The 19,800-nt window shown below is 70.0% G+C and carries 18 protein-coding genes and 2 pseudogenes; 13 read left to right on the top strand and 7 right to left on the bottom strand.

Annotated elements, in window-relative coordinates:
* The first annotated feature begins 19 nt into the window (after window positions 1-19).
* Window positions 20-1,873 (top strand): molecular chaperone HtpG, encoded by a 1,854-nt coding sequence (gene htpG / locus ACFHW1_RS03015; RefSeq protein WP_416552364.1) that lies wholly within the window; start codon window positions 20-22, stop codon window positions 1,871-1,873.
* Between the two features lie 74 nt (window positions 1,874-1,947).
* Here the strand turns inward: htpG and ACFHW1_RS03010 are convergent, their stop codons facing one another.
* Window positions 1,948-2,661: an aspartate/glutamate racemase family protein gene (locus ACFHW1_RS03010; protein WP_416552151.1), complete on the bottom strand. Its 714-nt coding sequence runs from the start codon at window positions 2,659-2,661 to the stop codon at window positions 1,948-1,950.
* Window positions 2,662-2,786: 125 nt separating this feature from the next.
* Here ACFHW1_RS03010 and ACFHW1_RS03005 point away from each other — a divergent pair.
* A pseudogene (locus ACFHW1_RS03005) lies at window positions 2,787-3,182 on the top strand (TerC family protein); the annotation flags it as partial.
* Window positions 3,183-3,197: 15 nt separating this feature from the next.
* Here ACFHW1_RS03005 and ACFHW1_RS03000 read toward each other — a convergent pair.
* Entirely contained in the window at window positions 3,198-4,958 is a 1,761-nt protein-coding gene (locus ACFHW1_RS03000; RefSeq protein ID WP_416552152.1) for a S8 family serine peptidase, read from the bottom strand.
* A 637-nt stretch (window positions 4,959-5,595) separates the two neighbouring features.
* Here ACFHW1_RS03000 and ACFHW1_RS02995 point away from each other — a divergent pair.
* The 7 genes and pseudogenes from ACFHW1_RS02995 (at window position 5,596) to ACFHW1_RS02965 (ending at window position 9,788) form a co-directional block, all read left to right on the top strand.
* On the top strand, window positions 5,596-6,612 hold the full coding sequence (locus tag ACFHW1_RS02995; RefSeq protein WP_416552153.1) for an SDR family oxidoreductase: 1,017 nt from the start codon (window positions 5,596-5,598) through the stop codon (window positions 6,610-6,612).
* Between the two features lie 355 nt (window positions 6,613-6,967).
* Window positions 6,968-7,114 (top strand): annotated as a pseudogene (locus tag ACFHW1_RS02990) (DUF2813 domain-containing protein); the annotation flags it as partial.
* Window positions 7,115-7,148: 34 nt separating this feature from the next.
* Window positions 7,149-7,310, top strand: coding sequence for a hypothetical protein (locus tag ACFHW1_RS02985; protein ID WP_416552378.1), 162 nt, complete (start codon window positions 7,149-7,151; stop codon window positions 7,308-7,310).
* Between the two features lie 169 nt (window positions 7,311-7,479).
* Complete coding sequence (locus ACFHW1_RS02980) at window positions 7,480-8,151, top strand: AAA family ATPase (RefSeq protein WP_416552154.1); 672 nt, start codon at window positions 7,480-7,482, stop codon at window positions 8,149-8,151.
* 16 nt (window positions 8,152-8,167) lie between these two features.
* On the top strand, window positions 8,168-8,758 hold the full coding sequence (locus ACFHW1_RS02975; RefSeq protein WP_416552155.1) for a DUF4276 family protein: 591 nt from the start codon (window positions 8,168-8,170) through the stop codon (window positions 8,756-8,758).
* Window positions 8,759-8,838: 80 nt separating this feature from the next.
* A complete protein-coding gene (locus tag ACFHW1_RS02970; RefSeq protein WP_416552156.1) occupies window positions 8,839-9,504 on the top strand; it encodes an RNA-guided endonuclease InsQ/TnpB family protein in 666 nt (221 codons plus the stop codon).
* Between the two features lie 101 nt (window positions 9,505-9,605).
* Window positions 9,606-9,788 carry a hypothetical protein gene (locus ACFHW1_RS02965; protein ID WP_416552157.1) on the top strand — a complete coding sequence of 61 codons (183 nt, stop codon included), beginning with the start codon at window positions 9,606-9,608 and terminating at the stop codon, window positions 9,786-9,788.
* 53 nt (window positions 9,789-9,841) lie between these two features.
* Here the strand turns inward: ACFHW1_RS02965 and ACFHW1_RS02960 are convergent, their stop codons facing one another.
* Both ACFHW1_RS02960 and ACFHW1_RS02955 read right to left on the bottom strand, forming a co-directional pair.
* Window positions 9,842-11,278: a GuaB1 family IMP dehydrogenase-related protein gene (locus ACFHW1_RS02960; RefSeq protein WP_416552158.1), complete on the bottom strand. Its 1,437-nt coding sequence runs from the start codon at window positions 11,276-11,278 to the stop codon at window positions 9,842-9,844.
* 39 nt (window positions 11,279-11,317) lie between these two features.
* Complete coding sequence (locus tag ACFHW1_RS02955; protein WP_416614745.1) at window positions 11,318-13,066, bottom strand: acetyl/propionyl/methylcrotonyl-CoA carboxylase subunit alpha; 1,749 nt, start codon at window positions 13,064-13,066, stop codon at window positions 11,318-11,320.
* Between the two features lie 107 nt (window positions 13,067-13,173).
* On the opposite strand from ACFHW1_RS02955, the gene ACFHW1_RS02950 reads away from it, so the two are divergent.
* From ACFHW1_RS02950 to ACFHW1_RS02940, 3 genes are all read left to right on the top strand, one after another.
* A complete protein-coding gene (locus ACFHW1_RS02950) occupies window positions 13,174-13,821 on the top strand; it encodes a PadR family transcriptional regulator (protein WP_416552160.1) in 648 nt (215 codons plus the stop codon).
* A 123-nt stretch (window positions 13,822-13,944) separates the two neighbouring features.
* Window positions 13,945-14,904 (top strand): ATP-binding cassette domain-containing protein, encoded by a 960-nt coding sequence (locus ACFHW1_RS02945; protein WP_416552161.1) that lies wholly within the window; start codon window positions 13,945-13,947, stop codon window positions 14,902-14,904.
* 30 nt (window positions 14,905-14,934) lie between these two features.
* Window positions 14,935-15,699 carry an ABC transporter permease gene (locus ACFHW1_RS02940; RefSeq protein WP_416614743.1) on the top strand — a complete coding sequence of 255 codons (765 nt, stop codon included), beginning with the start codon at window positions 14,935-14,937 and terminating at the stop codon, window positions 15,697-15,699.
* Between the two features lie 100 nt (window positions 15,700-15,799).
* Here the strand turns inward: ACFHW1_RS02940 and ACFHW1_RS02935 are convergent, their stop codons facing one another.
* The 3 genes from ACFHW1_RS02935 to ACFHW1_RS02925 are packed head-to-tail and all read right to left on the bottom strand — an operon-like array spanning window position 15,800 to window position 17,378.
* Complete coding sequence (locus ACFHW1_RS02935) at window positions 15,800-16,453, bottom strand: O-methyltransferase (protein WP_416552163.1); 654 nt, start codon at window positions 16,451-16,453, stop codon at window positions 15,800-15,802.
* An 18-nt stretch (window positions 16,454-16,471) separates the two neighbouring features.
* Window positions 16,472-17,116, bottom strand: coding sequence for a Maf family protein (locus ACFHW1_RS02930; protein ID WP_416552164.1), 645 nt, complete (start codon window positions 17,114-17,116; stop codon window positions 16,472-16,474).
* 40 nt (window positions 17,117-17,156) lie between these two features.
* Window positions 17,157-17,378, bottom strand: a complete 222-nt coding sequence (locus ACFHW1_RS02925; protein ID WP_416552165.1) for an acyl-CoA carboxylase subunit epsilon — start codon at window positions 17,376-17,378, stop codon at window positions 17,157-17,159.
* 173 nt (window positions 17,379-17,551) lie between these two features.
* Between ACFHW1_RS02925 and ACFHW1_RS02920 the strand changes: the two genes are divergently transcribed.
* Window positions 17,552-19,741 carry a protein kinase domain-containing protein gene (locus ACFHW1_RS02920; RefSeq protein WP_416552166.1) on the top strand — a complete coding sequence of 730 codons (2,190 nt, stop codon included), beginning with the start codon at window positions 17,552-17,554 and terminating at the stop codon, window positions 19,739-19,741.
* Window positions 19,742-19,800: the final 59 nt, after the last annotated feature.

Raw genomic sequence — 19,800 nt, 5'->3', positions numbered from 1 at the left:
GCGCCAGCTCTTGCAGCTGATGGTTCATTCGATCTACTCGAACAAGGACATCTTCCTACGCGAGTTGATCTCGAACGCCTCCGACGCGTTGGACAAACTGCGCTTGCAGGCGCTGGTCGACAAGGATCTCGACGTCGACACGTCGGACCTGCACATCGAGGTCGAGGCCGACCGCGAACAGCGCACCCTCACCGTGCGGGACAACGGCATCGGCATGTCGCGGGACGAGGTGGTCAGCCTGATCGGCACCATCGCCAAGTCCGGCACCGCCGAGCTGCTGCGCAAGATGAAGGAATCCAAGGAAGCCGCCGCCCAGGAGCTGATCGGGCAGTTCGGCGTCGGCTTCTACGCCACCTTCATGGTCGCCGACCGGGTCGTCCTGACCACCCGGCGGGCCGGGGAGACCGAGGCGACCCGCTGGGAGTCGTCCGGCGAGGGCACCTACACCATCGAGACGCTCGACGAGGCGCCCCAGGGCACCACGGTCACCCTGCACCTCAAGCCCGAGGACAAGGACGACCAACTGCATGACTACACCGAAGAGTGGAAGATCCGGGAGATCGTCAAGCGGTACTCGGACTTCATCGCCTGGCCGATCCGCTCCACCACCGAGCGTCCCGGTGAATCCGACGGTGAGACCACCAGCGAGGTGGTCACCCTCAACTCGATGAAGGCGCTGTGGGCGCGGCCCCGTTCCGAGGTCACCGACGACGAGTACAAGGAGTTCTACAAGCACGTCAGTCACGACTGGAACGATCCGCTCGACATCATCCACATGAAGGCCGAAGGCACCTTCGAGTACGAGGCGTTGCTGTTCGTGCCGGCGCAGGCGCCGTTCGACCTGTTCATGCGGGACGCCCGGCGCGGCGTGCAGCTGTACGTCAAGCGCGTGTTCATCATGGACGACTGCGAGGCGCTGATCCCGGAGTACCTGCGGTTCATCAAGGGTGTCGTCGACGCGCAGGACCTTTCGTTGAACATCAGCCGGGAGATCCTGCAGCAGGACCGGCAGATCCAATTGATCCGGCGCCGGCTGGTGAAGAAGGTGCTCTCCTCGCTGAAGGAGTTGATGGACAACGACGCCGACCGGTACCGCACGTTCTGGACCCAGCTCGGCCGGGCGGTGAAGGAAGGCCTGCTCAACGACTACGAGAACCAGCGGGCGATCCTGGACATCTCGTCGTTCGCCTCGACTCACGATCCGGAGCAGCTGACCACTCTGGCCGGGTACATCGAGCGGATGAAGGACGGTCAGGAGGACATCTACTACATGACCGGCGAGTCCCGCACAATGATCGAGAACTCCCCGCACATGGAGGCGTTCAAGGCCAAGGGGTACGAGGTCCTGCTGCTCACCGACCCGGTCGACGAGATGTGGGTCGAGTCGGTCGCCGACTACGATGGCAAGAAGCTGCGGTCGATCGCCAAGGGCCAGGTCGACCTGGCTGGAGACGACGACACCGCCAAGTCCGACCCGGATCGGGAACAGCAGAAGGAGACGTACGCCGCGCTGCTGTCCTGGCTCGGCAAGACGCTCGACGAGCAGGTCAAGGAAGTACGGCTGTCCACCCGGCTGACCACCTCGCCGGCCTGCCTGGTCGGTGACGCCGCGGACATGACCCCGGCGCTGGAACGGATGTACCGGGCGATGGGCCAGGACGGGCCGAAGATCAAGCGAATCCTGGAGCTGAACCCGACCCACCCACTGGTCACCGGGCTGCGGGAGGCGTATGGAGCCCGCTCCGACGATCCGGCGCTGGCCGAGACCGCCGAGCTGCTGTACGGCACCGCGCTGCTCGCCGAGGGCGGTGAACTCGACGACCCGGCCCGGTTCGCCAAGCTGCTCGCCGACCGACTGGCCCGTACCGTCTGAACCGCTGGACGTCGGGGTCCCCCGGCGGGTCGATGCCCGCCGGGGGACGCCCCGCCGAACGGACCTGCGACGGCTCAGACGGTGATCGCCGCCGCCTCGGCGGCGATCGCCTGCTCGACGGCGGCGGCGACGTGCAGCCGGCTGGTCGGGAAGAGCAGCAGCGGGGTGTCCTCCTGACGGACCAGCAGCTCGATCTCGGTGCAGCCGAGCACCACGCCCTGCGCGCCGGCGGCGATCAGCCGCTCGATGACCTTCAGATACCTGGCCCGGGACGACTCGCTGACCACCCCGAGACACAGCTCGTCGTAGATGACCGAGTGGACCATCTCGCGGTCTGCGGCGTCAGGCACCAGGACGGTCAGCCCGTGTCCGGCCAACCGGTCCCGTAGGAAGTCCTGCTCCATGGTGAACGCGGTGCCGAGCAGACCGACCGTGTGCAACCCGTGGCTGCGAACCGCGTCAGCGGTGACGTCAGCGATGTGTAGCAACGGGATGTCGACTGCGGCGGCGACCAGGTCGGCGACCTTGTGCATGGTGTTGGTGCACAGCAGCAGCAGGTCGGCGCCGGCCGCCTCGACCCGCCGGGCCGCGTCGGCGAGCAGGTCGGCGGCCTCGTCCCATTGGCCGGCCGCCTGCCGTCGTTCGACGTCGGCGAAGTCGACCGAGTAGAGCACGCACCGTGCCGAGTGGTGGCCACCCAGCCGGTCGCGGACCAGCTCATTGGCGAGCCGGTAGTAGTGTGCGCTGCTTTCCCAGCTCATGCCGCCGAGCATGCCGATCGTCACCATGCCGCCCATCGTGCCACCGGGCTGCCCGCCGCCGAACCGATATCCAGGTAGCCATTCGGCGGGGTCCGCTGGTCAGGCCGATCAGGGTCAGGAAGTTGCTCCGGACGGTGGTATGTGCCGGCGGCATCATCGTGGTCGAGGCCACCGACCTGATCTTCGCCATCGACTCGATCGCGGCGATCCTGGCCATCAGCACCAGCACGTTCATCGTCTGGACGGCGAACGACTTCGCCATTCTCGGACTCCGGAGTCCCTACTTCCGCCTGGCCGACCTGCTGCGCCGCTTCGTCCACCTGCACTACGGCCTGGCCGTGCTGCTCGCGTTCGCCGGCGTCAAGCTCATCCGCTCCGAGACCCAGGTCGGCAAACTGCCCATCCCGCTCGCTCTCGGGGTCATCGTCGTCACCATCGCGGTGTCGATCATCTGGATCCTGCGCAGCACCAGCGGGCCGGACACCGGTGTCTCCGGTGCCCGACCCGCTGAACCAGCTGATCAACCCGACCGTTCAGTTGTCAGGTGATGGTCCGGCCCGTCGTCAGACGACGGTGCAGGGCGTTCCATTCAGGGTGAACGCGGTCGGCTCCGCGGTCCCGGAACCGTTGCCGTTGAACCCGATGCTCGCCGTGCCCTGCGGCAGCAGCGTCGAGTTCCACGTCAACGAGGTCGCTGTGACGTCCTGGCCGCTCGTACCGTAGGTGGCGGACCATCCGCTGCCGAACGAGTGCCCACTGGGCAGGGTGAAGGCCAGGGTCCAGCCGTTGATCGTGCTGGTGCCGGTGTTCGTGATGGCGATGTTGCTGGTGAACGTGGAGCCACTGCTGTTGATCGCGTAGGAGACCTGGCAGGTGCCCGCCCCTGCCGGTGTGTTGACGGCTACCGCCGACGAGAACTGCGACAGGTTGCCGGCGGCGTCCTCAGCCCGTACCCGGAACTGGTAGCTGGTCCCCGGGGTCAGCCCGGTCGCCGCGAACGAGTTCGTCGTCGAGGTGCCGGCCGGCGCGAACGGGCCACCGCCGGTGGCCCGCTCGATCTCGTAGCCGACCACCCCGACGTTGTCGGTCGACGCGGTCCAGGTGAGCGTGGCCGAGGTCGAGGTCACGCCCGACGCCACCGGGGTGCCCGGGGTCGTGGGCGCGACAGTGTCGGTCGACGTGCCGCCCGGGTCCGCGTACAGCAGCAGGTTCGGCGACCCCGTGCCGATGCCGGTCAGCACGTTGCTGGTCGCGGCGCTCAGCAGCGCCGCCTTGGCCTGGGCCATCGTCGCGCTCGGGTTGGACTCCAGGTAGCGGGCCACCCAGCCGGTCACGTGCGGAGCGGCCATCGAGGTGCCCGACCAGCCGGAGGCGACGGCGCTGTCGCTGCTGTTGCCGGCCGAGGTGATGCTGTTGCCCGGAGCGAAGACGTCGATGCAGGAGCCATGGTTGGAGCTGGACCACCGGCTGTCGGTGATGGTGGTCGCGCCCACCACGATGCCGTCCGGCGACCGCGGGTTGTTGTTGCAGGCATCGCTGTTGTTGTTGCCCGCCGCGAACACCGCCAGCACCCCGGCGTCGATCATGTTCTGGGCGGCCGTGTTCACCACGACGCCGTAGTTCTGCAGGCTGAGATTCGCCACCGAGCGCGGCGGTGCGTTCGTCGCCACCCAGTCCATGCCCTCGATCAGGTCCGCGTTGGTGCCGCCGTTGCTGCAGTTCAGCACCCGCACGTCGCGGATCTGCACGTCCTTGGCGACGCCGTACGTCGTGCCGCCGATGGTGCCGGAGACGTGCGTGCCGTGGCCGTGGCAGTCGCCCGGGCTGTTGCCGTCGTTGACGGCGTCGTAGGCCCACTGCGCCCGGGTGCCGAAATCGTCGTGCGTGGTGCGGATCCCGCTGTCCAGGACGAACACGGTGGTCCCGGTGCCGTCGGTGTCGTAGCTGAACTCCTGATCGAGCGGAAGATTCCGCTGGTCAACGCGGTCCAGACCCCATGACGGGGGGTTGGGCTGGGTGGTCGCGCCACCACCGGTCACAGTTGGCTCGACGGCCTGAATCACCGCGTCGGCCTGGACGTACTCGACGTTCGGGTTGGCGCGCACCGCCTCAAGGGCGTCGGCGTCAAGCTTCGCGGAGAAGCCGTGCAGCACCGTCGCGTACGGGTGGACCTCCCGGCCACCGGCTCGCTCGGCGACCACCACCGGGTCGTTCGCCGCGCCGCCGGTTAGCGGCTGGTCCTTGAGAACGACAATGTAGCCGCCATTCGACGTGCCATTCTCGGCCGGTAGCAGGGGAGCAAGAGAAGTCGTCGGCTGTGCCATCGCTGGAGTGGCACCGAAAACTACCAGAAGTGCGGACGTCGCGGCTGTCGCGATTGCCACGCGACGGTATCGATGCGATCTGGACATAAGAGTAACTGGCCTCCTGGGCGCGGTGACGCATGGACTACCGGTGATTGGACGGACCGCCCGGCTCGTCAGCTGCCGGGATCACCGGATGCTGTTGCCGGACAGAGCGCTCGAGCCCCGTCTGCTGCAATCAGAACACGGGAGTAGGCGTCCGCCAATGCCCAGTATTCTTGAAACCTGAATGAACTATGTTAAGAAGACGGGGTGGCCAGGGAGTGTTCACAGGACCGAAAAAAGCGACTGCCTACGTGATTGCTCTCACGTTGCCAAACGGTGCACGGGTCGATCTTTACCAGTCGTGCGTCCTCTCGGGACTGCCGGGCCACGGCGCCGCCGGGGTTGTCGGCGAGAGCGGGGTGGGCCGCCGGCTGCGGGCACCAGCAGCTCAGCAGGATAGGTGATCCGTCGATCCCGCGACCACCGGTGCTGTCGCAAGCCCGAGAACATCGGCCCAGCCCGGTCGCAGACATAGGTGTCACCGGTACCTTCGGCGCAGTCCGGGGCGGGGCGCCATGCCCGTTCACAGCGCGAGTGGTGTCGGGAGTCGGCAATGAGTGGCGAGCAGGTGCTGGTGACAGGAGGCTCCGGCTTCGTCGGGGCGCACTGTGTCGTACGGCTGCTGCTGCAGGGGTACCGGGTCCGTACCACGGTGCGTTCGGCGGGTCGTGCCGCCGACCTACGCACGATGCTGCAGGTGGGGGGAACGGAACCGGGTGACGCGCTCAGCTACGCCGTGGCCGACCTCACTACCGACGACGGCTGGGCCGAGGCGGTGGCCGGATGCGACTACGTACTCCACGTCGCCTCTCCGGTGCCGCTGGCCGAGCCCCGCGACGAGAACGAACTCATCGGGCCGGCACGCGACGGGGTGCTGCGGGTGCTGGGCGCGGCACTTACGGCCGGGGTCAAACGTACGGTGCTGACGTCGTCGATCGTGACGGTGAAGTACGGCCACCCGGCAGACAAGTGGCTGTTCACCGAACAGGACTGGACCGATCCGGAACAGGGGCAGGTCTCCGCGTACGCGAAGTCGAAGCTGCTCGCCGAACGCGCCGCCTGGGACTTCGTGCGTAAGGACGGCCAAGGCATGGAGCTGGCGGTGGTGAACCCGGTCGGAATCTTCGGTCCGGCCCTCGGGCCGGACCGGTCCCTGTGGTCAGATCAGATCGACCGGATGCTGACCGGCCGCCAGCCCGTCCTGGCCCGGATCCACATCGGTGTGGTCGACGTACGGGACGTCGCGGACCTGCACGTACGGGCGATGACCGATCCGGCGGCGGCCGGGGAGCGGTTCCTGGCCAGCGCCGGCACCATGTCGATGCGGGACATCGCGGTGTTGCTGCGTACCCGGCTCGGTGAACGGGCTGACCGGGTCTCGACGCGGGTACTGCCGGACTGGGCGGTGCGTCTCGCCGCCAGGTTCAGCCCGCGGATCGCCTTCGTGTTGCCTGAGCTCGGTGTGGTACGCGAGGCATCGAGCGAGAAGGCTCGTCGGATGTTGGGCTGGCAGCCCCGGCCGGCTGAGGAAGCCGTCATCGACATGGCGAACAGCTTGATCCGACGCTGAGCTGAGGAGCCCCTGCCTGCGACCGAGGACTACTACTCCACAGGATGGCTCTCGTGGAGTAGCGCCGGCCGAAACAGCGCGGAGCTGATTCTGCAGAACGACAATGGCCGGACAGAGCGCTCGGGCCCCGTCTGCTGAAATGAGAGCACGGGTGTCGTTGTTCGCCAATGCCCAGACAGTTCAAAACCTTCAAAGACGGGCGTGGCCAGGGTCTGTTCACGGGATCAAAAGGCGATCGCCTGGGTGATTGCTCTCCCGTTGCCAAACGGCGCGCTGGTAGGGTCAGGCGCGGGGCGGGTGGCAACGACACGCTCCTACGGTTGGGCTGGCGGCGGAGTGACGAAGGGGGCCGCTGATGAACGGGCCTGACCCGACAGTGCCGTTCGTCCGTCGGGTGCGGGTGCGGGGCTTCCGGTCGATCGCCGGCTGCGACGTGGCGCTCGGGCCGCTGACCGTACTGCTGGGATTCAACGCGTCTGGAAAGTCGAACTTCCTCGACGTACTGCGGTTTGTGGCGGATCCGTTGACCGGCTCGGGTGCCGCAGGCGGTGGCCGACCGGGGCGGGCTCGGCGCGCTGCTGCACCGGGGACCGGGCGGCACCATGGAGTCGTTCGAGGTACGGCTCGACCTGGCGTTGCCGCCCCGGCAGGCCGGGCAGGCGCCGATCCCGGCGACGTACGGCTTCGAGGTCGCGTAGGACCCGTTGGGTGAGTTGCCTCTGCTCGTGCGGGGTGAGGCAGCGACGATCAGGCTTGCGGACGGCGAGCTGCGGTTGCCGCTGGACCCGGGTACGGCCCGCACCATGCGGTTGCGGCTGCCGGCGTCGGTGATCCGCGAGGGCGATCCTGGAGATCAGGCTGCGGGCGATGGCCTTCTACGAACTGGACTCGACCGCGTTGCGGGCGTTGGGCAAACAGCTGCTGCCCGGTGGGCAGCTCGGCACGACCGGCCACTTCCTCGGATCGGTGCTGGGTGAGCTGGGTCGGGAGGACCCTGTCGGTAAGGAACGGCTGGACAGCTACCTCGGGGCGCTGGTGCCGAACGCGCTCGGGGTCGACGAGCGGGTCGAGGGGCGCTACTCGACGGTGCAGGTTCGCTTCCGGGCCGGGACGGCCGGTGACGGCGAGGAGGTGTTCCTGCGGGAGTCGCTGTCCGAGGGGACGCTGCTCGCAGCCGGGGTGCTGACGGCGTTGTTCCAGCCGGCGGCGTTCGCCGGACGGATCCCGTTGATCGGCATCGAGGAGCCGGAGACCGCGTTGCACCCGGCCGGGGTGGGGGCGATGTACGAGGCGTTGGACGATGCCGCGCAGCGCACCCAGGTGATCGTCACCAGCCAGAGTTCTGAGTTGCTGGACAACGAATACGTGAAGCTGGAACACGTTCGTGCGGTCGCCAACGTGGACGGCGTAACGTACGTCGGAGAAATCGACGCCGCTGGCCGCACCATCGTGGACAAAGAGCTGATGACCCTTAGCGAATTGCACCGCAGCGGGCAAATGTTGCCCGCTCAGGTGGGCTATCCAGCGCCGAAACATTGACGAAGGAGCGAGGCGCATGACCCTGGTCCGCATCGCCACCGTGGTCGAGGGTCAGGGTGAGGTCGCTGCGATGCCGGTGCTGCTGCGCCGGTTGGCGCAACAGATCGACCCCCAGCTGTACGTCGACTCGCCGCGCTCGCATCGGGTGCCTCGGGGCACGCTCCTACGCGCCGGGGGAGTGGAGACCGCGGTCGCCACCCTGGTCGAGCAGGTCGGAACATCCGCCGGCATCCTGATGGTGGTCGACGCCGACGATGACTGCCCCGAGAAGCTCGGCCCGGCGCTCGTCGAGCGGGCACGCCGGAGCAGGTCGGACGTGAACACCGCCGCCGTGATCGCCAACCGGGAGTTCGAGGCGTGGTTCCTTGCTGCAGCGCCGTCGCTGGCCGGCCAGCGTGGGCTGGCGAATCCGCTGCACCGGCCGGCCGACCCGGAGGTGCCTCGGGACTGCAAGGGCTGGCTGAGCGCCAACCGGGTCGACGGCCGCGCCTACAAGCCGGCGAGCGACCAGGCGGCGCTGGCCGCCGTCTTCGACCTTGCGATGGCCCGTGAGCACTCCCCGTCGTTCGACAAGCTCTGGCGCGACCTGACCGGGCTGCTCGGCTGACCGCGCTTGCGACGGGCGAGCCGGGTCAGCCGTCAGACTGATGAACGAGCTGCTCGGCCCTCCAGGAGCAGACTGTCGAGATGCTCATCGGTCAGCTCAGCGTCCAGCACCAGCTTGACGAGCAACTGCCCCTGGATCTTGGCGATGATGCCGACATCGAGTCCGTCAACGATTTTCTGCGGCGGGCCGCCCGCGAGTTGAAGCGCCTGCAGCAGGCACTGTCTCGCAAGCAGAAGGGGTCGAACCGGCGCAGGAAGGCCGTCGTCAGGGTTGCTCGGGCGCACTCCCGGGTGGCCGATACCCGCCGGGACTGGCAGCACAAGCTGTCCACGACGTTGATCCGTGACAACCAAGCGGTGTACGTCGAGGACCTCGCTGTTGCCGGGTTGGGTCGTACAAGGCTGGCCAGGTCGGTGCACGACGCCGGCTGGGCGCGGTTCACGACCATGTTGGAGTACGAGGCCGCGCGGTACGGGCGCAGGTTCGGCCGGGTGGAGCGGTGGTTTCCGTCGACCCGGATGTGCTCGGTGTGTGGCCGGGTCAAAGACAGGATGGCGCTCGACGTCAGGTCGTGGTTCTGTCCCTGCGGGGCCGTTCACGACCGGGACGTCAACGCCGCACGCAACATCAAGGCCGCCGGACGGGCGGACTTCAACGACCGTGGAGCGCAGGTAAGACCGGCACCCGTGCCGGCACCGCGCCGAGAAGCGGTAACCCACCGGGAGTTCACCCCTTCGGGGGTGTAGCAGACCGGAATCCACTTCCTCCAGGAAGAGGAGGACGTCAACTGCACCCCAGCCCGGACGCGGCGACCGGCGAGCGGGTCGTCGGGCAGAGCCACGCCTGGGTGGAGTGGTGGGCCGGCCGGTGGACGGCGTTCGACCCGACCAACGGGATCCCGTTCGGCGAACGGCACGTGGCGGTCGGCCGGGGCCGGGAGTACGGCGACGTGCCACCACTCAAAGGGGTGTACGCCGGCCCGGCGAACACCGGCCAGGGCGTCGAGGTGGCGATCACCCGGCTGCGCTGAACCGCGACCTTGCGCACCGACCGACTGGACTTCGCGCACCGACCGGGCTTCGCTCACCAGCTGCCGGCCACCGGCAAGCCTTCGGTGTAGCCGGCGGTGCTCTGCACCCCGACGACCGCCCGGTCGTGGAACTCGGCCAGGGTCGCGGCCCCGACGTAGGTGCAGGCACTGCGTACCCCGGCGACGATCTCGTCGATCAGGTCCTCGACGCCGGGTCGGGCCGGGTCGAGGAACATCCGCGCCGACGAGATCCCTTCTTCGAAGACCGCCTTGCGGGCCCGCTCGAACGGGCTGTCGTCGGCGGTGCGGGCGCTGACCGCCCGGGCGGACGCCATGCCGAAGCTTTCCTTGTAGCGTCGGCCGTCCGGGTCGGTGTAGATGTCGCCGGGCGACTCGTAGGTGCCGGCGAACCAGGACCCGATCATCACGTTGGCCGCTCCGGCGGCTAGGGCGAGCGCCACGTCGCGGGGGTGGCGCACCCCGCCGTCGGCCCAGACGTGCCGCCCGCGTCGGCGGGCCGCCGACGCGCATTCCAGCACGGCGGAAAATTGCGGACGGCCGACCCCGGTCATCATCCGGGTGGTGCACATCGCGCCCGGCCCGACACCGACCTTGACGATGTCGGCACCGGCGTCGATCAGGTCGTCGACCCCGGTGGCGGTGACCACGTTGCCGGCCACCACCGGCACTGTCGGGTCCAGTTTGCGCACCGCGCGGACCGCGGCCAGCATCCGTTCCTGATGGCCGTGCGCGGTGTCCACCACGATGGTGTCCACTCCGGCGGCGAGCAGCGCGGTGGCCTTGCCGGTGACGTCGCCGTTGATGCCGACGGCGGCGGCCACCCGCAGCCGGCCGCCGGCGTCGACCGCCGGCCGGTACAGGGTGGCGCGCAGCGCGCCGGCCCGGGTCAGCACCCCGATCAGCCGGCCGGCGTCGTCGACCACCGGCGCGGCCCGCCGCCGACCCTGCGCCATCAGGTCGAATCCGGTACGCGGGTCGGTGGTCTCCGGCACGGTCAGCGGCTCGCGTGACATCACGTCGCGCAGCTGGGCGAAGCGGTCGACGCCGGCGCAGTCGGACTCGGTGACGATGCCGACCGGACGCCCGGCCTCGACGACGATCACCGCGCCGTGGGACCGCTTGGGCAGCAGGTGGATGGCGTCGCCGACGGTGTCGGTGGGAGCCAGGGTCAGCGCCGTGTCGTGCACCAGGTGCCGTCGCTTGACCCAGGCGACCACCTCGGCGATCACCTCGATCGGGATGTCCTGCGGGATCACCGCCAGGCCGCCCCGCCGGGCGACGGTCTCGGCCATCCGCCGGCCGGCCACCGCGGTCATGTTGGCGGCGACGATCGGGACGGTGGTGCCGGTGCCGTCGGTGGTGGCCAGGTCGACGTCGAGGCGGGACGCCACGTCGGAGCGGTTGGGCACCAGGAAGACGTCGTTGTAGGTGAGCTCGTGCGCGCCGGGCACGTCGGAAGTGAACCGCACCCGGCCATCATGCCCGCCCGGCGGGCCGACATGCGTCTGTCAGCTGATCGAGCAGATCGTGGCACCGGCGCTGACCACGGCACCGACCTCGGCGGACAGGCCGCTGACCGTACCGGCCTTGGGCGCGTTGATCGGCTGTTCCATCTTCATCGCCTCCAGCACCACGATCAGGTCGCCCTCGGCGACCTGATCGCCGTCGGTGATCGCGATCTTGATGATGGTGCCCTGCATCGGCGACACCAGGGCGTCACCGCTGGCCGCCGCCGTGCTGGCGCCGCCCCGGCGGCGGGCCGACTTTCGGGCCAAGACCGGCGCGGTCGGCGTACCGCTGCCGAAGCCGGCGGGCAGGCTGACCTCCAGCCGCTTGCCGCCGACCTCGACCACGACGGTCTCGCGGGGTTCGGGGGCGTCGGGGGCCGCCGCCGGTGCGGTGAAGGCCGGCACGGTGTTGTCGAACTCAGTTTCGATCCACCGGGTGTGCACGGTGAACGGTTCGCTGGTGAAGGCCGGGTCGCGGACCACCAGGCGGTGGAACGGCAGGGCGGTGGCCATCCCGTCGGCAACCATCTCGTCCAGTGCCCGCCGGGCGCGGTCCAGCGCCTCGGCGCGGGTCTCGCCGGTGACGATCAGCTTGGCCAGCAGCGAGTCGAAGTTGCCGCTGACCACGTCGCCGGCGGTGACGCCGGCGTCCACCCGTACGCCGGGGCCGGTGGGCAGCCGCAACGCGGTGATGACACCGGGCGCGGGCAGGAAGTTGCGGCCCGGGTCCTCGCCGTTGATCCGGAACTCGATGGAGTGCCCGCGCGGCGTCGGGTCGTCGGTGAACCGCAGCCGCTCGCCGGCGGCGATCCGGAACTGTTCGCGGACCAGGTCGATGCCGGCGGTCTCCTCGGTGACCGGGTGTTCGACCTGCAGCCGGGTGTTGACCTCCAGGAAGGAGATGGTGCCGTCGACGCCGACCAGGTACTCGACGGTGCCGGCACCGTGGTAGCCGGCCTCCCGGCAGATCGCCTTTGCGCTGGCGTGGATCTCGGCGCGCTGGGCGTCGGTGAGGAACGGCGCCGGTGCCTCCTCGACGAGTTTCTGGTGGCGGCGCTGCAGCGAGCAGTCCCGGGTGCCGACCACGATCACGTTGCCGTGCTGGTCGGCGAGCACCTGCGCCTCGACGTGCCGGGGCCGGTCCAGGTAGCGCTCGACGAAGCACTCGCCGCGACCGAACGCGGCGACCGCCTCACGGGTCGCCGACTCGAACAGGTCGGCGATCTCGGCCATCTCGCGGGCAACCTTCAGCCCGCGCCCGCCGCCGCCGAACGCGGCCTTGATCGCGACCGGCAGGCCGTACTGCTCGGCGAAGGCGGTCACCTCGTCCGGGCTGGCGACCGGGTCGGCGGTGCCGGGCACCAGCGGCGCGCCGGCGCGCTGGGCGATGTGCCGGGCGGTGACCTTGTCGCCGAGGTCGCGGATCGCCTGCGGGCTCGGCCCGATCCAGGTCAGGCCGGCGCCGATGACCGCGGCGGCGAAGTCGGCGTTCTCGGAGAGGAACCCGTAGCCGGGGTGGACGGCGTCGGCGCCGGACCGGGTGGCGACGTCGAGCAGCTTGTCGATCCGCAGGTACGTGTCGGCGGCGGTCTCCCCGCCGAGGGCGTACGCCTCGTCGGCCAGCCCGGCGTGCACCGCCGAGCGGTCCGGGCCGGCGTACACGGCGACGCTGTCCAGCCCGGCGTCCCGGCAGGCGCGGATCACCCGGACCGCGATTTCGCCCCGGTTTGCGACGAGAACTTTGCGCACGCCCTGTTCTCCTTTGCTCACGGATCAAGCCGGAGTCTAACGGCCGGCTTGATCAACTGAACCGGCGCTCAGTGTGGGATGACACACTGGCGATTAGGCTCCCGGATGTGTCTGCCACCCGAATGATGATTCTCGGTCTGGTCAAATGGATGCAACCGGTGCACGGCTACGACGTGCGACGTGAGCTGCTCAGTTGGCGGGCGGACAGCTGGGCCAACATCGCACCGGGGTCGATATATCACGCGTTGCGCAAGCTCGCCGAGGAAGGGCTGCTCCGCCAGGTAGGCACCGCCCAGGTGGGTGCCCGGCCGGCCCGGACCAGTTACGAGATCACCCCCACCGGGGTCGACGAGTTCGACTCGTTGCTGCGGCAGCACTGGCGCGACTGTCGGCCGTCGGCCGATCCGTTCCTCAGCGCATTCGCCTTTCTGCCGGCGCTGTCCCGCGCGGAGGCGGTCGCGGCGTTGCGGGGTCGAGCCGCGATGCTGCGGGCCGGCAACGCGGTGGCCCGTGACGACTTGGCCGCAGGATGGTTGCGGCAGAAACCGTCGTATGTCGGCTGGATGCTGGAGCTGACCGTCGCCCGGGTCGACGGGGAGATCGCGTGGTGTGACCGGATCGCCGGGCTGATTGAGTCCGGGGCGTCGTATCACCCGGCGGAGGAGCCAGCTGACGGCACCTGGGCGGGGTGGCAGGCTGACCTGGACGCCGCCGACCGGGAGTCGGCCAGATCACCCAGCAATAATCAACGTTGACTATCCCGATCGCCGGGGTCTAGCGTGCCAGACGCAGCGTGGGGAGCTGGGCGGCCCGGCATGCCCACGGGGGAGAGCGGCCGGCGGCCGGCCGGCCCGGCGAGCCGAGCAGGAGAAAGCTTCATGATCGAGACCAAGGGGCTGCGGAAGTCGTTCCGCTCCCGACAGGGGCGCGGCGCCAAAACCGTTGACGCGGTCCGTGGCGTCGACATGCTGGTCGAGGAGGGGGAGATCTTTGGCTTCCTCGGACCGAACGGTGCCGGTAAGACGACCACGCTGCGGATGCTCGCCACGCTGATCGAGCCCGACGGCGGGGAGGCCGTCATCGCCGGCGCCGACCTGCTGCGCGACCCAGGCGAGGTGCGCCGACGGATCGGCTACGTCGCCCAGGGCGGCAGTACCTGGGACGAGGTCACCGGCCGCGAGGAGTTGGTGATGCACGCCCGGATGTACGGCATCGGCAAGTCCGAGGCGCAACGTCGGGCCACCCGGGCGCTCGCCGCCTTTCAGCTGACCGAGTACGCCGACCGCAAGTGCAAGACCTACTCCGGTGGTCAGCGACGGCGGGTCGAGATCGCGCTGGGCATCATCCACGAACCGAAGGTGGTCTTCCTCGACGAGCCGACCACCGGGCTGGACCCGCAGAGCCGGGCACACATGTGGGACGAGATCCGCCGGTTGCGTGCCGAAGGCATGACCGTCTTCATCACCACCCACTACCTCGACGAGGCGGACGCGCTCTGCGACCGGATAGCGATCATGGACCACGGCGAGATCGTCACCGAGGGCACCCCGGCCGCGCTCAAGCGCGAGGTCGCCGGCGAAGTGGTGACCGTCGGGCTGCGCCCGGACGAGTCGGCCGCCGCCGCGCAACTGCTCGACAGCCAGCCGTACGTCAGCAAGCTGGAGACCCCCGACGACGGCGGCGTACGGCTCTTCGTCGACGACGGCGCCACCGCCATCCCGCAGATCCTGCGCACCCTGGACGGCGCCGGCCTGGAGCTGGGCTCGATCGAGCTGCACCGGCCCAGCCTGGACGACGTGTTCCTCACCAAGACCGGCCGCTCGCTGCGCGAGTCCTGAGCCGGCCGCCTCGATGACGGAGACCGTACGATGAAATTCGCCCGCGACACCTGGCTGATCTTCCAGCGGCAGGCGTTGCTGCTGATCCGCAACCCCGTCTGGATCTTCGTCGGGGTGTTTCAGCCGATCATGTATCTGGTGCTGTTCGCCCCGCTGCTCAAGCCGGCGCTGGCCCCGATGGGGGCGAGTAGCGACGCGGAGATCTACCGAATCTTCGTACCCGGCCTGCTGGTGCTGCTGGCCATCTTCGGCGGTCTGTTCCAGGGCTTCGGCCTGATCGCCGAGCTGCGCGCCGGGGTGATCGAGCGGTCCCGGGTCACCCCGGTCAGCCGGCTCGCCCTGCTGCTCGGCCGCAGCCTGCGGGACGTGATCTCGCTGCTGATGCAGGCGGTGATCATCACGGTGCTGGCGATCCCGTTCGGGCTCACCGTGCAGCTGGGTAACCTGCTGCTGGCGTACCTGCTGCTCGCCCTGATCGCGCTGATGACCTCGGCGGTGTCGTACGGCGTGGCGTTGCTGGTCCGCAGCGAGGACGCGCTCGCCCCGCTGATGAACACGGTGGCCCAGCCGGTGCTGCTGCTCTCCGGCATCCTGCTGCCGCTGGCCTTCGCGCCGCTGTGGCTGCAGCGGGTGTCGCAGTGGAACCCGTTCTCCTGGGCGGTCGACGGCACCCGGGCGCTGTTCGCCGGCAATCTCGGCGACGACGCGGTCTGGCAGGGTCTGCTGATCACCTCGGCGCTGGCCAGCCTCGCGGTCACCTGGGCGGCCCGCGCCTTCGCCCGCAGCGTCCGGTAGTCCCCGATCTTCGGTAGCCGGGCACGGGGCTGCCCTCTGCGCACGGCAACGGCACAGAGGGCAGCCGCTCCAGGCTATCGTCGGACCGGCCGGCCCGCTGTCACCTGCGCCGGGCCAGGGTCAGCCCGTCGGCGATCGCCAGCATCACCACGTCCACCCGGTCGTCGGCGGTGACCTGCTTGTTGAAGGCGACCATCGCCTCGTCCTCTTCGCTCTGCGGGGCCAGCACCCGACCGTGCCGCAGCACGTTGTCGATCACGATCAGCCCGCCGGGCCGCATCCGGGGCACCAGCTCACCCCAGTAGACCGGGTAGCTGATCTTGTCGGCGTCGATGAATGCCAGGTCGAGGTGGGGCTCGCCCGGCAACGCCCGCAGCGAGTCGGCCGCCGGACCGATCCGCAGGTCGATCCGGCCGTCGACCCCGGCCCGCTGCCAGTAGCGCCGGGCCACAGCGGTGAACTCCTCCGATACGTCCAGGCAGATCAACTGCCCGTCCGCCGGTAGACCACGGGCGATGGCCAGCGCGGACAGCCCGGTGAAGGTGCCGACCTCCACCGCCCGGCGAGCGTTCACCAGCCGGGTCAGCAGGGTCATCAGCGCCGCCTGCTCCGGCGCGACCTGCATCTGCGCGTTCTCCGGCAGCGCGCTGGCGGTCTCGGCGATGAGGTCACTGACGATCTCGTCCGGCGGGGTGCCGTGGGCGATGACGTACGCCTGCAGGGCGTCGGTCATCGGCAAGGTCTTGGTGGTCATGGGCAGACGGTAGTCCGACTACCGGCCGGTGTCGGGCTCGCCCCACAGATCCGTGATCCGATAGCCGACCTCGGTGACCAGCCGGCGCAGCACCGGCAGTGACAACCCCACCACCGTGCCGTGGTCCCCTTCGATCCGCTCCAGGAACGGCCCGCCCAACCCGTCGATGGTGAACGATCCGGCCACCTGCAGCGGCTCGCCGGTAGCCACGTAAGCGGCGACCTCGTCGTCGGTGACCTCGGCGAAGTGCACCACGGTCGCGGCGGCGGCGCCGGCCCACCCGCCGGTGGCCAGGCTGGTCAGCGCGTGGCCGGTGTACAACACCCCGGACCGCCCGCGCATCCGCCGCCACCGCGCGGTCGCGTCGGCGGCGTCGGCCGGCTTGCCGAGGATCTCCCCGTCGAAGTCGAGCACCGAGTCGCAGCCGAGGACCAGCAGGTCGGTGCCGTCGTCGGCGAGGTCCGGCCGGAGCCGATCGGCGACGGCGGCCATTTTGCGCCGGGCCAGCTCCAGACACAACTCGTCGGCCCGGTCCAGCGTCACCGACTCCTCGTCGACGCCGCTCACCAGCACCTGCGGGGTGATTCCGGCGGCCTGCAGCAGTTTGTGCCGGGCCGGGCTCGCCGAGGCGAGCACCAGACGCGGACGCAGGGAGGTAGCCACGGGTGGTCAGGCTACCGGCCGCAGCACCCGGTACCGATGATCAGTGGGGCAGGGCGCTGGCCCGCCAGGCGTCCGGACCGAGCCGGCCGGGGAAACCCGGCTTGGGTCGGGCGCTGCGGGCCCACTGCGACGGCGCCGGCCGATCGGCGCCACTGTCGGAAACCGGACGGGTACGGGAGACGATCACGCCCACCAGCGCCGCCAACTCCTCGGGGGTCGGGGTGCCCCGGACGACCCGCCAGGCCGGCTCCGCCTCACTCATCGGCCGAGCGTACGTGCCGGCCAGGCCGGCCGGCGACCGGCCGGCGAGTGGTGATCATTACTGGCGCGCTACCGTCGGCGTCAGGTTGCCATCCCGGTACCATATGACGCGCGGCTCACACCGGCCGCGTGCCGATCGTGTGGCACCCAAACCTTCCGGGTACGGTCATTTGGATGTCCGCTGTGCCCCCGCAACTAGTTGCAGACCGTTACCGGCTGGTCGAGCCGCTCGGTCAGGGCGGCATGGGCCGGGTCTGGAAGGCCCGCGACGAGGTGCTGCACCGGGATGTGGCGATCAAGGAGCTGGTGCCGCCACCGGGCCTCACCGACCAGGAACGCCGCGAGATGCGGGAGCGCTCGCTGCGCGAGGCGCGGGCGATTGCCCGACTCAACCACATCAACGTGGTACGCGTCTTCGACGTGCTGCGCACCGACGGCGACCCGTGGATCGTGATGGAGTACGTGCCGTCCCGGTCGCTGCAGGACGTGCTCGCCCAGAACGGCCCGGTCCCGGCGACCCGGGCTGCGGAGATCGGTCTCGGCGTGCTCGGCGCGCTCCGGTCCGCCCACCTGTCCGGGGTGATGCACCGGGATGTCAAGCCCGGCAACGTACTGCTCGGCCACGACGGCCGGGTGGTGCTCACCGACTTCGGCCTGGCCACCGTGCCGGGCGACCCCAACGTCACCCGTACCGGGCTGGTGCTGGGCTCACCGGCGTACATCGCCCCGGAGCGGGCCCGTACCGGCAGCGCCGGGCCGGAAGGCGACCTGTGGTCGCTCGGTGCGACGCTGTACGCGGCCGTCGAGGGGCAGTCGCCGTACGCCCGGCAGACCGCCATCGCGACGCTGTCCGCGCTGGCCACCGAGCCGCCGCCGCCCGCCCGCCGGGCCGGTCCACTCAAGCCGGTGCTGGCCGGGCTGCTGCGCAAGGACCCGTACACCCGGATGAAGGCCGACGAGGCGGAGCGGCTGCTGACCCGCGCCGCAGGTCGCGGTCCGCGTCGCGGTCGCTCACTGCTCGACGGGGTACGCCGACCCAGCCCGTACGGCAGCCGGGAGGTCCGCCCCGGCGAGTCCCGGTCGGGGATCGTGCCCGGTCCGCGCGGCGGGGCGCCACGCACCCCGGTCCCGTCGCCGCCGGTGTCGCCGCCGGTGGCCCCGTTGCCGACCGCGTTGCCGGTGGTACCCGGCCCGGCCAAGTACGGCTCGCCGGTCACCCGCCCGACCAACTCGGCGGACCCGACCAGGGCGGTGCCGCCGACCGGCCAACCCGCCGGCGCGACGCCCGCAGCTGCGGGCGCAGCCGAGACGAGTGTGTTGCCGACCAAATCCGGTGAGCCGCCGTCGGAAGCCACCGTGCTGCCCCAGGCAGAACGCACCCAGGTGGTGCCGGGCCGCAAGGAGACTGCGCCGGACGGTAAGACGGCCGGGCAGTCGCCGGCCGCCGAGCCGGCCAAGGCAGCAGAGCAGCCGGCGGTGACGAAGCAGCCGACGGTCGCCGAGCCCGCCGAGCGGCCACCGGTCCAGGAACAACCCGAGCCGGTGCCGGCCGCCAGCGCGTCGGACCCGCGAAACTGGTCCGCGCCGGCCCTGCTGTTCGACCGCGCCGCGCGGGCTGTCCGGTCCGTGACCGAGCTGCCGCGTACCTGGCTGATCAGCGGTGCGGCCGGTGTCGTCGTACTGGCGTTGCTGGTGACCGTCGTGCTGCTGGCCGCCGGCGACGAGGACGAGCCCGACGGACGGCTTGCCGCCGGTCCAGCCGCCTCGGCCACGCCGTCGGCCCCGGCCCCTACCTCCGGCGCGCCGAGTGCCGAACCGAGTGTCGAGCCGAGCTCGCCGGCGGCCGACACGTCGCCCGAGGTGCCGGCGGTGCCGCCGCAGAGCGATGAGTCGCCCCAGCCGTCGGACCCACAGTCGCCGTTGCCCGACGGCTGGCGGTTGCACGAGGACCAGACCGGGTTCTCGGTGCCGGTGCCGGAAGGCTGGTCGGTCAGCCGCGAACGAACCCGGGTGGAGTTTCGGGAGAACGGTCAGCTCGGCCGGCTGATCATCATCGACCAGACCGACAACCCGAAGCCGGATCCGGTTGCCGACTGGCAGAACCAGGAGCAGGCGCGGCGGGGCACCTACAACAACTACGAGCGGGTACGGATCGAGGCCGTCGACTATTTCCTCGACGCCGCCGACTGGGAGTTCCGCTACACCAGCAACCAGGGCAACCGACTGCAGGTGCGCAACCGGGGGTTCGTCACCGCACCGGACAAGGCGTACTCCATCTACTGGTCGACCACGGCCGAACGCTGGCAGCAGGACCTGGTCTACTTCGAGCTGATGGCGAGCAGGTTCCAGCCCGCCGGAAGCTGAGCCACGACTCACCCGCATGAACTTCCGATCTTCCGGGTACAACCGGAGCGCGACGGAAG

Source organism: Micromonospora sp. LOL_014 (assembly GCF_048060245.1).
Classification (GTDB): Bacteria; Actinomycetota; Actinomycetes; order Mycobacteriales; family Micromonosporaceae; genus Micromonospora_E.
The sequence above is the reverse complement of the archived record's forward strand: the minus strand, read 5'-3'. Positions and strand labels throughout refer to the sequence as shown.

Excerpts from the sequence above, each read along its gene's own strand:
- htpG (WP_416552364.1), top strand. The coding sequence starts at position 20 with ATGGTTCATTCGATCTACTCGAACAAGGACATCTTCCTACGCGAGTTG.
- ACFHW1_RS02935 (WP_416552163.1), bottom strand. The coding sequence starts at position 16,453 with ATGACCACCAAGACCTTGCCGATGACCGACGCCCTGCAGGCGTACGTC.
- ACFHW1_RS03000 (WP_416552152.1), bottom strand. The coding sequence starts at position 4,958 with ATGGCACAGCCGACGACTTCTCTTGCTCCCCTGCTACCGGCCGAGAAT.
- ACFHW1_RS02980 (WP_416552154.1), top strand. The coding sequence starts at position 7,480 with ATGGCCTTCTACGAACTGGACTCGACCGCGTTGCGGGCGTTGGGCAAA.
- ACFHW1_RS02975 (WP_416552155.1), top strand. The coding sequence starts at position 8,168 with ATGACCCTGGTCCGCATCGCCACCGTGGTCGAGGGTCAGGGTGAGGTC.
- ACFHW1_RS03010 (WP_416552151.1), bottom strand. The coding sequence starts at position 2,661 with ATGGTGACGATCGGCATGCTCGGCGGCATGAGCTGGGAAAGCAGCGCA.
- ACFHW1_RS02945 (WP_416552161.1), top strand. The coding sequence starts at position 13,945 with ATGATCGAGACCAAGGGGCTGCGGAAGTCGTTCCGCTCCCGACAGGGG.
- ACFHW1_RS02970 (WP_416552156.1), top strand. The coding sequence starts at position 8,839 with ATGCTCATCGGTCAGCTCAGCGTCCAGCACCAGCTTGACGAGCAACTG.
- ACFHW1_RS02925 (WP_416552165.1), bottom strand. The coding sequence starts at position 17,378 with ATGAGTGAGGCGGAGCCGGCCTGGCGGGTCGTCCGGGGCACCCCGACC.
- ACFHW1_RS02940 (WP_416614743.1), top strand. The coding sequence starts at position 14,935 with ATGAAATTCGCCCGCGACACCTGGCTGATCTTCCAGCGGCAGGCGTTG.
- ACFHW1_RS02995 (WP_416552153.1), top strand. The coding sequence starts at position 5,596 with ATGAGTGGCGAGCAGGTGCTGGTGACAGGAGGCTCCGGCTTCGTCGGG.
- ACFHW1_RS02920 (WP_416552166.1), top strand. The coding sequence starts at position 17,552 with ATGTCCGCTGTGCCCCCGCAACTAGTTGCAGACCGTTACCGGCTGGTC.